This is a genomic window from Zobellia uliginosa (genome assembly GCF_900156625.1).
Classification (GTDB): Bacteria; Bacteroidota; Bacteroidia; order Flavobacteriales; family Flavobacteriaceae; genus Zobellia; species Zobellia uliginosa.
In genome coordinates this window covers 1076346-1091813 of record NZ_FTOB01000001.1, presented here as the reverse complement: position 1 = coordinate 1091813, position 15468 = coordinate 1076346, and the positions used below count along the sequence as shown (strand labels likewise).

The window sequence follows — 15468 nt, the reverse complement described above, 5'->3', positions numbered from 1 at the left end:
GCTATTATTATAAGTATAAGTCTTATCATTTTAAAGGTTTTAATCCGCCAAAATAGCTTTTTCTATTATCTGGTTTTGTGCCTTACTTTGAACGTGTTTTGAATATTCAAATATTTGGGCGCTTTTTAAGGAAGGAAATATTTCCTTTGCTCTTTTTATCATTTTTATGCCGGGAAACAGAATATCGTCCTGAGCTGCAAATAGCGTTATTGGAGTTTGTATTGAATTAGCTCGGCTTTTATTTATTACAGGAACCGGTGTAAAATCCATTTTAAAATGTAAAAAAACTTTTGACAAATAGCGCATGGCAAATTCGTCTCGTTCCGTAAAAAGTTCCTTTAGGAATTTCTCTATATATTTCACCTTTTGGGTTCTCATAAAACGCTTCATGGGAATAAAAATCTTGAACAATGTTTTTAACGGATTTCCATTAACTATGTAAGCTGGCGCGGCCAAATACACTTGCTTCACTTTACTCTCGTCAAACTCAAGCGTTTTCAATATGATGAGTCCGCCTAAAGAAAACCCCACAAGAGTAACCTTCTCAAGCCCTAAAGAACTTATGATTTCATTGACCCAACGCCCATATGAATCATCTTTCATACTTAACCACTTATCCTCGCTTTTGTTGGGTTGCGCTACAACGTCTACGGCGTACACCCTAAAGTTCTTTCTTAAATTAGGATAGGTTTCAAGCGCAATTGGCGCACAACCATTGGAACCGTGAATCAATACAATTGGTGGATTAGTAGATTCACCAGTGGCAATTATATTGGTTTTCCCAAATCCAGTATCAATATTTAGATATGTAAACTCAATATTGAGTTCCTCTAGTTTTTGATCGTACAGATCCAATATTTCCCTCTTTCCTATTTCTGTTTTAAAAAGTGCCTTCATTATTTTTAATCTCTTATATGGTCCTATGAACTTTCCCTACTTCGAAGTATTTTCACAATGCGGTTGATTACGATTTCGGATAAATTCCATTCGTACCCATCAAAGTTGGTGGTATTGATGAATTGGACCACTACGGTATCTATATCCTTATGATATTCCGCTAAGCATTGATACCCGGGAATAAGCCCCCCATGTTCATATACATATATAGACGAGTATATTTTTTGCTCATTTTCATTCAACAAAGTACCATCGTTCAATGCCCTTAAAAATATACCCACATCTTCGGCCGTAGCGATCATGGATCCGTAATCGTTTGTTTTTAGGTCTTCATCATACCCTACATAATAACCGCTCATAAGCTTATCTATATTTATTTCGCTAAGGGAGCTAAAGGTATTTTTCAACCCAAGTGGTATCAAAATTTTCTCTTTAATGTATTGGTGATGACTATAGCCTACTACTTTATCAATGAGCCTGGAAAGCAATAAATAATTTGTATTTGAGTATTCATAACCTTCATCCGGCTTAAAACTGGCCGGTAAATCAAGTGCATATTCCAAAACATCGTTACCCCTTGCCTGTGGTTCGTTCCAAAAGCCCGGGTGATCTGTAAAATTGGGGATACCGCTACGGTGTTGCACCATTAACCGCAAAGTAATTTTATCTGCATATACTATCCTATCTTCAAGTTCAGGAAAATAATCGGCTAAGGTATTATCTAAGGACAAACGTTGATCATTCGCCAATTTGGCAATAGAAACGGCAATATATAATTTGTTGACACTCCCTATTTTGAATAGGGACTTAGGGTCTGCCGGTATTTTCTCCGCTCTATTTTTGTAACCGGCCGCATAAAATTCCGATGGCCTGCCCCCTTGGTCCACATATACGACCATTCCGTCAAATCCATGCCCTAATGCTTCTTCAAGCTGTTCTTGAACGGTACCCGGCAATGGCAGTATCCAAGCTTTTACCAAAATCCATGGCACAAAATATAGCGAGCCAATACTTACCATTATAAACCCTATCCTCAGTATCCGTTTTATCTGCCGCTTGGTCATATCTGCCTTGTTTTTTTTTTGATAGACTTCTATCAATTTTGAGTGTTTTGATGTTCCCCAAATTAGAGGCCAAACTTACTGAGTAAAAAAGGGGGAATCGTTCGGATATGAAAATCGGAACTAATTTTCAACTAACTGCTTCCAGTAGGTCTTGGGAGTGACTTTCATGGTTTTCTTGAAATAGGTATTGAAAACGGTCTTAGAGTTAAAACCACTATCGTAAGCCAATGCCAAAATTGTTAAATGCCGCTGTGATGCATCTGCCGCTTTAGACTTAAAGGTTTCCAAACGGTAGGAATTTACAAATTCAGAGAAGTTTTTATCAAAACCTTCATTAAGTAATTGCGATAAATAGTTAGGAGGAATTTCCATCATTTGGGCCAGGTCACGAAGGGTTAAATCCGGATTAAGATAAGGTTCCTCACTCAACATTAAATGCTCTAATTGAGCCTGGTATTGTTTGAGTTCAGTTGTATTGAACAACGACTTCTTATATTTCCTTGTAGAGTTCTTCAGAACATTTCTGTCTCCTAGAACCGGCTGCATGACCTTTAAAAAACGGGGGTTAGAGCGAAGGGGTTTTACTATGGGCTCTGTATACAGCAGCAATACCCTAGGTAACCTATATTCGGCACCCTTTTCCACCAAATCAAGTGCCTTCCCATAATTGCCGTTCATGGTGTGGCATAGTATTAAAAAGAACAAGGCACGGCCCATTGAATCCGTTTGCAAATAGGACTCCAGTTCCGCTATGCCCTCCTCCGCTTTTGGTACGTTCCCCAAGGCTATATACGCCATGGTCATACCTCCCCGTTTCGTTAAATCTTCGGGGCCCAACGGAGGTAAATTCTGGAAATAGGACAATCCTTTCTTGGCCTGTCCTTCCAGTAATAGCATACTCCCTATATAGAGTGGCGGAAAAGGCAGGTTGGGCTTTAAGTCTAAAGCTTTTTCAAAAAAAGGCGCGGCTTTCCCGTACTTTTCCATAAGGTAATACAGAAAGCCCTTATAGTGGATGTTCATTGCGGAAAAAGGGTCTAGCTCAAGGGCTTTTTCAACATAATTCAAGGCAGCCCCTAGCTTCCCTTCTAGCGTAAGTATGTTTGAAAACGTCAGATAGATTTCATCAGAAGGGCGAATTTCCAAAGCATTGTTCAAATGTCGATAGGCTCCTTCCAAATCCCAATTTTGCCAGCAGCTTATCCAAGCCAGGTTCAATTGCGATTCCAGTAAATTGGCATCCAACTCCAAGGCCTTATCCAAAAAAGGTTTCGCTTTTTGAAAAGCCTCAAATGCAGGTAACAACCCCATGGTTCCGAGAAAGGTATAACCTTGGTTAATATCCAAATATGGCAAGAGGAAGTTGGGCTCCTTCTCTATTACGTCTTTAAAGATACCGATGGCCTTTTCCGTTTCCGGAAGCGTTAATTTCATTAAATGATACCTTCCCTTTAAATACGAGGTATAAACGTCAACAGGCACATTGGGAGCCTCTATCAAATGTTCTCCAATATTAAAATGGCCTAAGTGTTCTCGCAACTTATCCGCAATGAGTATGCTTACTTCATCTTGAACCTTAAAAACATCATCTATCGACCGATCAAAGGTTTCCGACCAAAAATGAAAATCATCAACCACATCTATTAATTGAGCGGTTATTCTCATTTTCTTGCCGGACAAGCGCACACTTCCTTCCAAAATAGTGGAAACATTCAACGCCTTGCCAATATCTGAAATTGGGATATTCTTGTTCTTAAAATGGAAGGAAGATGTACGGGAGGTCACCTTTAGCCCTTTCACCTTTGAAAGAGCGTTGATTATTTCTTCGGTCATCCCATCCGAAAAAAACTCGTTATCAGCATCAGAACTCATGTTCACAAAGGGCAATACCGCAATAGTCTTATCTTCTTTATTAAAGCTATTTTTGAGTTCATATTTTTTTGGAACTACCAACCCTTCGTTGGCGACCGCAAAAACCTCTACAGGTTTTGCAATGTTTTTCAGCCCAAAAAAGCCAAGGGATTTTGTAGCTATCTGCGGTTGATTTTTAAGTTCATCGTTCAATTTTCCCGATATCAGAATAGAACCTGCCACACCCAAGGATTCAATTCTAGAGGATAGATTTACACCGTCTCCGTACACTTCCGTTCCATCAAAAACAATATCACCCAAATGCAGTCCAATTCGTATGGGTACCGTTTTTTCGGTTTGCAAGGTTCGTTGAATAGCAATTGCACATTCAACGGCTTTCACAGCACTCGAAAACGTGCTTAAAGTACCATCTCCATAGTACTGAACAATCTCCCCTGTGTATACATTATGGTTTTTATTGAAGGTTGAGCGATGCCTCTTTCTCATCTCCATTGCCGCAGTCTCATCTTTTTGCATCAATGCAGTGTAACCGACAATATCGGTAAACATAATAGCTGCAATGCGACGGTTTTTTGACTCGGACATAAGATTGTCATTAAAATTACGATAATTTCTTAATTGGCAAGGCTGGCCCGTTTTGTATTGTTTATCGGCATCCGGAATGAACATGAACCCTGTGTTTTTATTTCCTTAAGGTCTTAAGCACAAGTAAGATCAATAACCCCACTAAAATTAAAAAATACAAAAGCGTGCCCATACTTTTCACTAAGGTAAAAACGAGCGTAAAGGTTACCATACCATCAGATGTTTCAGGATAAGCATTTAATAGATATACTATTCCAAAGTTTTCAAAATAATCGGCTACACCAACAATTAATGGCAACAGGCATACATATACCAAAGGAGGCTTCAATCTGTTGTATTTATTAAGAAAGTATGCCAAGACTAGGCAATAGCTTATTCCGAACAGAAAAGGATATACCATATCTAAAGGTATCTGGTGGTACAAATAAGCACGACGGCCTTCCGGACCAAGGGTACGAAAGAGTGAATGAACATACTCATGCCCATATCCAAAGGGCTGCATATCTAACAGCCGCATTCCATTGGAAAAGCTCATGACATTAGGAATGGTAATAAAAAGCATTGTGGCGTAAACGGTATTGGTAAGCAAGAACAGGTACAATACCTTTTTACCTTGAATATTTTGGAGCAGACTATGTTTAAACGTTTTCATTTCCTTGATTTTCAGCAAAGAAATGGCAGTAATTTAGCTCCTACATTAACAATTGATAAAATCGCTCTTTAAGACGATTTCCGTAGTCTGCTAAGGGAAACGTTGGTAATCCCCAAATAGGAAGCGATCATAGGATGGGGAATATGGTTCTCTAACATGGAAAAGTCATCCCGAAACTGCTCCAGACGCTTTTTGGCAGTCCAAGAGGCCATTCGTATTTCTTTATGCACTTTGTTCAATAGCTCTTGTCGTAACACGGAATTACCAAAATCGCGTATTTCTAGATTTTCAATCATCAGCAACCCAAAATCATCCGCATTTATTTCGGCAAAGACACAGTCAGTTAGCGCCTCTCCGTACAATAATGACTTTCCATTTTTGGTTCGGGTTACATAGGGAGGCAAAATCATATTTTTCTCAAAAAAGGAAAGCGTGATTTGCTCTCCTTGGGTGTCCAGTAAAAAAGTGCGCGCTATTCCCTTTAGTAAGACATACTCGGATGTATTGCTTTGATTAGGCTTAAAAATGGTACTTCCGGCTGCATAGGTCCTTTCTTTACATAAAGCAGCGAAGGCCGCAAGAGACTTCTGGGTCAAATCATGACCGTATGCACAAATTGAGTTATTTAACCTCTGTACTTCCATAGCGCTTAAGGTAAAACATTTTTACGAACACAAGGGCAAAAGCCCTAGGCCAACTCCCCAAAAAATGGATTACTGAAACTTCGATTGAGTTTGAATAATCGGCTTTTCCGAGAAGCGGAGGAAGTCAAAAATACACTACTATACACTACCCAATAACAGCTTATTTTTTACGATACAGCCACCAGTTCATATCCCTGGTTAACTCGTAACCTAGTTTTTCGTATAAAGAAATCGCCGGGTTTCCTTTATTTGTATGCAAAATAGGCGTTTTGTTTTCCTTTAAAATTTCTTTTGTAGTATGTGCTATTAATTGTTTGGCCAGTCCCTTTCTTGTATAGTCAGGATGTGTAACTACGGCACTGACTTCTGTAAAGTGATTAGTTTGCATTCGTTGGCCCGTAATTGAAACTAATTTACCATTTTTGAATACCCCAAAGTATTTACCCATTTCAAAAGTCCTTCTCCTATAATAACCGGGCATAACCAACCAGACTAAATCATAAATCTCATCAATGAACCCTTCACCTAACAACACAATATTCTCGGTTATTGAAACGTCGGTTAGCTTGTTTAAAACCATCTGACAACCATCAATTTTTTTCTCCAAGAAAACCTGGGTATCATCTACTATAGGGGTTTGGCTCTCCGAAACAAAGAAGAAATGATCCGAAGCCTTTAAATATTCATTTGCTGCTTCGGTAGTTTTTGTTTCATCAAAGAAAGAACCAAAAGTGCAAACTTCCGGGTTATAAAATTGAACTCCGTTAAGTTCAACAACAAATTTTTTATGAGTTTCCTTTAGGGAATACCAAACGGGGTTTTTTAATTGTTCTTCTAATTCTATCATTCGAATAAAGATAACCAAGATTAAATAAAAAGCAGATTACAGAATTTTAAATCTATCTTCAAACAATTCTATATTTGCTATAGCGATTACGTATTCTTTCGGAACACCCATTAAATAAGCTAGGTTTAAGAAAGAAGAATTTTACCGCCACTTACACCTAATGCCATACATACGGTACAATGAATAGAATAATCATCCAGGGAATACAATTCGATGACAAATCTTCATATCAAAAGGGACCTAAACTTGCCCCACCATTAATAAGGGAAGCCCTCCATTGTGGTTCTGCAAATATGTATACGGAAAATCTAGTCTCCATTGAAAACACAAAAATCGATGATAAAGGTGATTTTGAAATATCGGAATATTTTGATATTGAAAAAATAACTAAAGACCACTTAGATACAGGGGCCAAAGTGCTTACCCTAGGTGGCGACCATTCCATAACCTTCCCTATAATGAAGGCACATAGTCTAAAATATCCAAAATTGGACATTCTCCACATTGATGCACATTCCGATTTATACGACGACTTTGAGGGGGATAAATATTCCCATGCTTGCCCTTTTGCCAGGATCATGGAAAACGGATTTGCCGTTAAATTAGTGCAAGTAGGAATCAGAACCTTAAACAGTCATCAAGCCCAACAGGCCGATAAATTCAATGTTGAGATCCACCAAATGAAAGATTTGGATTTAACCCAAATCCCCAAATTTAAAAACCCTTTATACATTTCCCTTGACATGGATGGTTTTGACCCCGCTTATGCCCCTGGCGTTTCGCATCATGAGCCCGGAGGCCTCACCTCTAGACAAGTAATCGATTTAATCCAAAACATAGAAACTGAAATCATCGGTGCCGATATTGTTGAATACAATCCTAAAAGGGACTTTCAAAATATGACCGCTTTTTTGGCGGCGAAAATGATGAAAGAAATACTTGGCAAAATGATGTAGCGCAGTACGAAAAAAACAAACCCTTAATGAGCAAATTAAAGACCTATTTTAACTGGAGTACCGGCAAGGATGCGGCATTGGCCTATTACCACATTTTAAAAGACGGAAAATATCACGTAGACCACCTGGTCACTTCTATAAACGCCCACCACAACCGCGTTTCCATGCACGGTCTTAGAAGGGAATTACTCGTAAAACAAACTCAAGAAATCGGGCTTCCGGTCACAACCATAGAACTACCCGAAGAGCCTACAATGGAGGTTTACAACAAGTAAATGGACCAAGTTGTCACGAATTTGGTATCCAAAGGGTATACGCATTGCTGTTTTGGGGATATCTTTCTGGAAGACCTCAGGGCTTATCGAGAAGAACAACTTAAAAAATATAATATTACCCCTTGCTTTCCGCTTTGGAAAAGAGATTCTAAAGCCCTAATGGAGGAGTTTATAGCCTTGGGCTTTAAAGCCATGGTCATATGCATAAAATCTGACCTGCTAGATGCCTCGTTTGTCGGAAGGGATATTGATGAAAGTTTTATTAGGGACCTACCTGAAAACGTTGATATATGCGGTGAAAACGGGGAATTCCACACCTTCTGTTATGACGGTCCGATTTTTAAAAATCCTGTAAAATTCACCTTGGGAGAAAAAGTCTATAGGGAATATAAGAACCCTGAAAACGACAGTGAAGCAAAGACACGCAATACCATGGGGTTCTGGTTTTGCGACCTGATACCCATGGAATAATACCTAAATATGCCAAACGGACTCCCGCTGGACCGGTAGTAAGTATATGGTCCTCCCCAAGGCCCCAAAAACAATATCCTAGAAACCAAAGTGCGAAGTGGCCGCCATTATCGATAAAATTTCAGCCACGCATTTTCACCTTATTCTCTCGCCAGAGCATTATTGCTTCAAAAGACATCCTTATTTAAACCCTGTACGTTAGGGAATTACACAAGAAAATTGTGACACCCATTTCATTACCCAAGCTTTTAGATCTTGCAAATACCAAGCTATTTTAAACATATTTAATTATATTGAGCGCATCTAATACGTATTGTAAGTGCATCTAACCTCTACATTTTCAGTAAAAACAAAGGACAAACTTAGAATGATACGCCAAAAGCAAATAAAACGTTCTGCTTGCAAACTATCCCTTATTGGCATATTGGGTCTCCTTATTTCAAGCTGCACCCCGAAGAATTCCAAAAGCCCCATTTTCAAACTTCTTCCTTCCACAGACAGCTCCATAGACTTCATAAACACCTTATCGGAAAACGATACGACCAATATTCTCGACTTTGAATTTATGTTCAACGGAGGTGGGGTAGCTATAGGCGATATCGATAATGACGGATTACAAGACATTTATTTCTCAGGCAACCAAGTCCCCGGAAAACTATACCGCAACCTAGGCAACCTCAAATTCAAAGACATTACAAAGGAGGCCAACGTTGAGACCACGGGATGGTGTAACGGAGTGGCTTTTCACGACGTAAACCAAGATGGTTTTATCGATATGTACATCAGCAAAGGCGGGCCCAGAAACACCTCGGAAGAAAAAATGGCCAACCTTCTCTACCTCAACAATGGCGATGGCACTTTTAAGGAAGTGGCCAAGACCTTTGGAGTGGCCGATACGGGCTACAGCATACAATCGGTATTTTTCGACTACGACAAAGATGGTGATCTAGACCTATACCTTTTGACCAACGCCTTGGTTCCCTACAACCGAAATACCTCAAGACCAAAAATCACCAATGGAGAGGCCCCAAGTACCGATAGACTTTATCGCAATAATGGCGATAATACCTTCACCGACATATCGAAGGAGGCCGGCATTACCATCGAAGGCTTTGGCCTCGGGGTTGCGGTTTGCGACCTCAATCAAGACGGATGGCTAGATATCTACGTTTCCAATGATTTTTTGACCAATGACATTTTGTACATAAACAACGGTGATGGCACATTTTCCGACAAGATTACCGACTACTTGAAGCACCAGAGCTATAACGGAATGGGACTGAACATTTCAGACATCAATAACGATGCTCTTTCCGATATTGTCGTATTGGATATGATGCCCCAAGACAACAAGCGTTTAAAACAAACTATTGGCTACTTCAGCTATGACAAGCTCGTTCTTGATACCGATTTTGGATACACCCCCCAATACGTACGAAACACACTCCAGTTGAACAATGGGAACGGCAGCTTTAGCGAAATCGGCCAGCTTTCCGGTATTAGCGCTACGGATTGGAGCTGGTCTCCCTTGATTGCCGATTTTGACAATGACGGCTTTAAAGATATTTTTATCACCAATGGATATAGAAGGGATGTCACCAATTTAGACTTTATCGTATACGGACAACAACAAGGGCCTTTTGGCGACCCCACGGCCATCCACAAAGAAAAATTGAAAAAATTGAAAGCTTTGCCCGAGGTAAAACTTCACAACTACATCTATAAAAACAAGGGAAACCTAACTTTTGAAGACAAGTCTTTAGACTGGGGAATCGACACCCCAAGCTATTCTAACGGTGCGGCATATGCCGACCTTGACAATGACGGTGATCTAGATTTGGTCGTGAACAATATTGACGACAAGGCACACCTTTATCAAAACATGACCATTTCCGCTACAGATCAAGTTTCGGATAGCACCAATTACATTTCCATCCTTCTTCAAGGACTTGACGATTTTATAGGTTCGGAAGTCACCTTATACACCAAAGACACCAAACAATATCAATTCTATTCCCCGGTCAAGGGCTATTTATCTACAATGGACAACAGGCTGCACTTCGGCCTGGGGGCCACAAAAAAAATAGACTCCTTAAAAATAACCTGGCCCAATGGCACCTACCAGGTTTTGACCGATGTTCCAACCAATCAATCCCTTCTTTTAAAATACCAAGAAGCAGAGGCCGTCAAAGTCCATAAACAAAAAGACAGCCTACACCTATTCAAAGAAATATCCGATGATATCGGTATCACATACCAACATAAAGAGAAGAAATTCATCGACTTTAATGCACAGCCAACTTTAATAAAAATGACTTCAAGGCTGGGGCCGGGCATGGCCGTAGGCGATATTAACGGCGATGGCTTAGAAGACTTTTACATTGGCGGAGGCAAAGGGCAAAACGGGAGTTTTTTCATACAACAAGCGAACGGAAGCTTCACCGAAAGAATACTGGAAAATGGTGAATCGCATGAAGATATGGGGGCATTGTTGATAGATATAGACCATGATAACGATTTAGACCTTTTGGTCATTAGCGGGGGAGAACGCACCCCCAATACCTCTAACGACTATACCGACAGACTATACACGAACGATGGTAACGGGGTATTTTCGGAAAGCACTCTCTTTACAAGACCGAACTCCGGCTCCTTTATCAGGGCGGCCGATTTTGACAAAGATGGCGATATAGACCTGTTCATTGGAGGAAGATACATCGACGGCTCTTACCCCCTATCTCCCAAAAGCTATCTTTTGGTAAATGAAAACGGAAGCTTTGTTGACGCCACCCAAACCGTCCTCCAGGGCAACGGAGAATTAGGCATGTTAAGCGATGCCCTTTTCACCGATTTCGACAACGATAGCTTTATCGACCTTATCCTCGTCGGCGAATACATGTCGCCTATATTCCTGAAAAACGAAAAAGGGGTATTCAACGATGTTTCAAAGCATACCGGAATTAAAAATGCCAACGGTTGGTGGAACAGTATTGCATCCGCCGATTTTGACATGGATGGGGATACGGACTATATACTGGGAAACCTAGGCCTGAACAGCTGCTACAAGGTGAGTCCTGAAGAACCGATGACCATATACGCCAAAGACTTTGATAAAAATGGGGCCATTGACCCCATAACGACCACCTTCCTTCAAGGTCAAGAGCAGATCATACACGCCAGGGATGTCTTAAGCAGTCAAATAAATGCAATGAAAGCCCGTTTCAGAACCTTTGAATCGTATGCCAATACACCTTTCGACCAAGCCTTTTCAGAAGAAGAACTAAAAGACACCTATACCCTCAAGGCCGAAATGTTCAGCAGCGCATACCTTGAAAACCTAGGAAACGGCAAATTCAAAACAACTCCCCTTCCCCTAGAAGCACAGTTTGCACCCATTTTCGGAATGGAAGTCCAAGATTACAATAACGACAACAACCCAGACCTGCTTTTAGTAGGGAATATGCACTCCGTTGAAGCCCTAACAGGGGCCTATGATGCCTTCTCTGGTCTTTGTCTGTTAGGTGATGGAGAAGGTAATTTCAAAGCGGTCAATACTTCGGAAAGCGGATTAAAAATTGACGGTGACGCCAAAGCTATCGTTCAACTTCAATCCGCTAACGGCGAGCCCGTAGTCGTGGCAAGCCAAAACCTCGGCCCGGTAAAAGCCTATACCTACGCTTCCCAAAAAGAAACGATCCCAATCGCCCCAAACGAGGCTTATGCCATTATCCATCCAAAAAATGGGAGTCCGTATAAGCAAGAATTCCATTACGGAAACTCTTACTTAAGCCAGACATCACGAAGCCTAAAAATAGACCCAAAAACCACGGAGACCGTAGAAATCTTCTCTTTCCTCGGACAAATGAGACAAATAAAAATAAGCCATGAGGAGTAAACTTTTATTTTTATTGACACTAGTTGGTTTCGCCCAATTTTCTTGTAAAGAAAACCCCGACCAGCTCTTTACCCCAATAGCCGCCTCCCATAGTCAAGTCGATTTCTCCAATGAAATTGAGGAAGACGACACCCACAACATGTTCAATTTTATGAACGTTTATACGGGTGGGGGCGTAGGAATCGGAGATTTCAATAACGACGGACTACCCGACCTCTTTTTTTCGGGAAATATCGTGTCGAACAAACTCTATCTGAACAAAGGCGATTTTGTATTCGAGGACATTACCAAAAGTGCCGGCCTAGAAAATTCCAGCTGGTGTACGGGCGTAAACATAATAGATATAAATCAAGACGGATGGTCAGATATTTACGTTAACGTCTCCGGTTCCGACGTGCCAAAAAACCGGGCCAATCTATTATACATCAACAACAAGGACAATACATTTACAGAACAGGCCCAGGCCTATGGTATTGCAGATACCTCCCAAGTCACACAATCCGCTTTTTTCGATTATGACCTAGACGGCGATTTGGATTTGTTCTTGATCATCAATCCGGTGAATTACACCATGTCTAACGTAAATTCCGTACGGCCCAAACTCTTGGACGGACAAGCCCCTAGTACGGACAAACTCTACAGAAACAATGGAGATGGTACTTTTACCGATGTTTCCTATGAATCTGGAATTCGCATTGAAGGATATAGCTTAGGACTTGGCATCAGTGACCTAAATAATGACGGATGGCCCGATGTCTATATCTCAAATGATTTTTTGACCAATGATGTTATGTACATCAACAATGGGGACGGCACGTTCGCAGACCAATCTCAAGAACAATTAAAACACACCAGCTTTGCCGGTATGGGCAATGATATTTCCGACGTCAATAACGATGGCAAAACCGATATCGTAGTCTTGGATATGCTTCCGGAAGAAAACAAAAGACTTAAAAACCTTATTCCGTCGGTCAGCTACGACAAATTCAACATGCTCAAAAGAAAGGGCTATAAGGAACAATACACCCGCAATACCCTGCAGATAAACAACGGCAACGACTCCTTTAGCGAAATATCATACTTGGCCGGTATTAGCAGTACGGACTGGAGCTGGAGCGTTCTATTGGCCGATTACGACAACAACGGAACTAGGGATGTATTTATCACGAACGGGTTCAGAAGAGACGTGGGCAATTTAGACTATATCAATTACCAACAGCAAAGCTCTACTTTTTTTGGTACGGAAACGGCGAAAAAAGAGAGCAAAATCAAAGAAATAAAAGAATTGCCAAGTGCCGCCATTCCTAACTATTTCTTCAAAAACAACGGAGACCTGACCTTTACCAATACTTCAAAGGAATGGGCGGCCGTCGAACCCAGTCTTTCGAACGGGGCCGCTTATGTCGACCTTGACAACGACGGAGACCTAGATCTGGTAATCAACAATATCAATGAAAAAGCCAGCATCCTTAGAAACAACATAGACCGAACAGAGAACAAGCACTATCTCAAATTACGGTTAAAAGGAAGCGATAAAAACCAAGATGGCATAGGTGCAAAAATCAGCTTGTTCACAAAAGGTGCTTCGCAGTATTACGAGCACTTCCTCACAAGAGGATATGCCTCGAGCATCGACCACAATATTCATTTCGGACTTGCACAATTCCCCGCGATCGACAGCCTTAAGATTACCTGGCCCGATAGAAAAATACAGATATTGCGCAATATCAAGAGCGACACATTACTTGTTCTGGACTACAAAAACGCAAAAACGTCCACAGATACAAGCACTCCACAGCCTCCCCAATTGTTTGCCGATATTGCCGAAGAAATGGGCATTGCGGTAGAGCACAAGGAGAACAATTATATCGACTTTAACAAACAGCCGCTCCTACCCCATATGCACTCCCGATTGGGGCCCAAACTTGCCGTTGGGGATATCAATGGCGATAATTTAGAGGATTTTTACATGGGGGGATCAAAAGGGCACAGCGGCTTGTTCTTTGTTCAAGAGCAAGACGGAAGCTTTAGCCAACGGCCCTTAGGCTCGGAAATAGCAAACGAAGATACGGATGCCTTGTTTTTTGATGCCGATGGTGATGGCGACCTAGACCTATACGTTGTAAGCGGGGGTTCTGAATTCCCGAAAAACAATAGCCTCTATCAAGACCGACTCTACACAAACGACGGCTTGGGAAATTTTGAGCTCAGCCCCGATGCCCTTCCCCAAATAACAACTTCCGGGGGGCCAGTGGCAACAGGCGATTATGATGCCGATGGCGACCTTGACATATTCGTAGGAGGAAGACTCGTTCCCGGAGAATACCCTATGCCCGCAAAGAGCTTTATCTTAAGAAACGACAACGGGACATTCACCGATGTCACCCCTAGCATGTGTGCCCCATTACAGGAAGCCGGAATGGTTACCGCCGCGCTGTGGACAGATATGGATAAGGATGGCCTCTTAGACTTGGTAATTACAGGCGAATTTATGCCCATTCGAATCTTCAAAAACAAGGGCACCACTTTTTCCGAAGAAACCGAGAACGCAGGTTTGGCAGAATCTTACGGTTGGTGGAACAGCCTTGCCCAAGGAGATTTCGATAATGATGGGGATATAGACTACATAGCCGGAAACCTAGGCTTAAACAGCAAGTACAAGGCCTCCGTCAAGGAACCCTTATGCATCTACACTAATGATTACGACAAGAACGGCACCCTTGACCCCGTTATGTGCTACTACATTAAGGGAAAGAACTACCCCGCGCCCCCTAGGGATGCCATAATCGGACAAATTCCGGCAATGAAGGGCCGATTTACAACATTTGAATCGTATTCCAACGTCACTTTTGAAGAAGCCTTTCTTCCCGAAGAAATAGAAAATGCCTATGTGGTCAAGAGTCAAACTTTTGAAAGCGCCTATATAGAGAACTTGGGCAAGGGAAGATTCAAGTTGAGCGCGTTGCCCATTGAAGCCCAACTTGCCCCGGTACAAACCATTCAGGTCACGGATATTGATGCGGACGGCAACTTAGATGTTCTTCTTGCAGGTAACGACTATAGCTATGATGCGTCTGTGGGCAACCATGATGCCTCGATCGGACTTTCTTTAATGGGAGATGGGAAAGGGACATTTGCTCCCATCAAAGGAAATATAAGCGGATTTTTTGTAGATGACGATGCCCGTGACATTGAAATTATCACAGGGGCCTCGGGCCGCCCTATACTATTGGTGAGTTCCAATTCTTCCACATTAAAGGCCTTTGTTAAAAAGAATTGAACCTTGAAAATTTTTGTATAACTATATCCA

The 15468-nt window shown here is 41.4% G+C and carries 9 protein-coding genes and 1 pseudogene; 4 read left to right on the top strand and 6 right to left on the bottom strand.

What is annotated here, in order from left to right:
- Positions 1 to 39: 39 nt before the first annotated feature.
- The 6 genes from BW980_RS04575 to BW980_RS04550 all read right to left on the bottom strand — a co-directional run bounded on the left by BW980_RS04575 (position 40) and on the right by BW980_RS04550 (position 6561).
- A complete protein-coding gene (locus BW980_RS04575; protein WP_076453709.1) occupies positions 40 to 897 on the bottom strand; it encodes an alpha/beta hydrolase in 858 nt (285 codons plus the stop codon).
- A 23-nt stretch (positions 898 to 920) separates the two neighbouring features.
- A complete protein-coding gene (locus BW980_RS04570) occupies positions 921 to 1961 on the bottom strand; it encodes a serine hydrolase domain-containing protein (RefSeq protein WP_076453810.1) in 1041 nt (346 codons plus the stop codon).
- Positions 1962 to 2081: 120 nt separating this feature from the next.
- Positions 2082 to 4418 carry a helix-turn-helix domain-containing protein gene (locus BW980_RS04565; RefSeq protein ID WP_076453809.1) on the bottom strand — a complete coding sequence of 779 codons (2337 nt, stop codon included), beginning with the start codon at positions 4416 to 4418 and terminating at the stop codon, positions 2082 to 2084.
- A gap of 97 nt (positions 4419 to 4515) precedes the next feature.
- A complete protein-coding gene (locus tag BW980_RS04560; RefSeq protein ID WP_076453708.1) occupies positions 4516 to 5070 on the bottom strand; it encodes a hypothetical protein in 555 nt (184 codons plus the stop codon).
- 68 nt (positions 5071 to 5138) lie between these two features.
- Positions 5139 to 5714 (bottom strand): Crp/Fnr family transcriptional regulator, encoded by a 576-nt coding sequence (locus tag BW980_RS04555; RefSeq protein WP_076453707.1) that lies wholly within the window; start codon positions 5712 to 5714, stop codon positions 5139 to 5141.
- Between the two features lie 160 nt (positions 5715 to 5874).
- Positions 5875 to 6561: a GNAT family N-acetyltransferase gene (locus tag BW980_RS04550; RefSeq protein WP_076453706.1), complete on the bottom strand. Its 687-nt coding sequence runs from the start codon at positions 6559 to 6561 to the stop codon at positions 5875 to 5877.
- A 179-nt stretch (positions 6562 to 6740) separates the two neighbouring features.
- Here BW980_RS04550 and speB point away from each other — a divergent pair, with 179 nt between their 5' ends.
- The 4 genes and pseudogenes from speB to BW980_RS04530 all read left to right on the top strand — a co-directional run bounded on the left by speB (position 6741) and on the right by BW980_RS04530 (position 15438).
- Entirely contained in the window at positions 6741 to 7517 is a 777-nt protein-coding gene (speB, locus tag BW980_RS04545; RefSeq protein WP_076453705.1) for an agmatinase, read from the top strand.
- A 26-nt stretch (positions 7518 to 7543) separates the two neighbouring features.
- A pseudogene (locus BW980_RS04540) lies at positions 7544 to 8263 on the top strand (Dph6-related ATP pyrophosphatase).
- Positions 8264 to 8630: 367 nt separating this feature from the next.
- Positions 8631 to 12158 carry a VCBS repeat-containing protein gene (locus BW980_RS04535; RefSeq protein ID WP_076453704.1) on the top strand — a complete coding sequence of 1176 codons (3528 nt, stop codon included), beginning with the start codon at positions 8631 to 8633 and terminating at the stop codon, positions 12156 to 12158.
- Positions 12148 to 15438 carry a VCBS repeat-containing protein gene (locus tag BW980_RS04530; protein ID WP_076453703.1) on the top strand — a complete coding sequence of 1097 codons (3291 nt, stop codon included), beginning with the start codon at positions 12148 to 12150 and terminating at the stop codon, positions 15436 to 15438. The genes BW980_RS04535 and BW980_RS04530 overlap by 11 nt, the downstream gene beginning before the upstream one ends.
- Positions 15439 to 15468 lie beyond the last annotated feature (30 nt).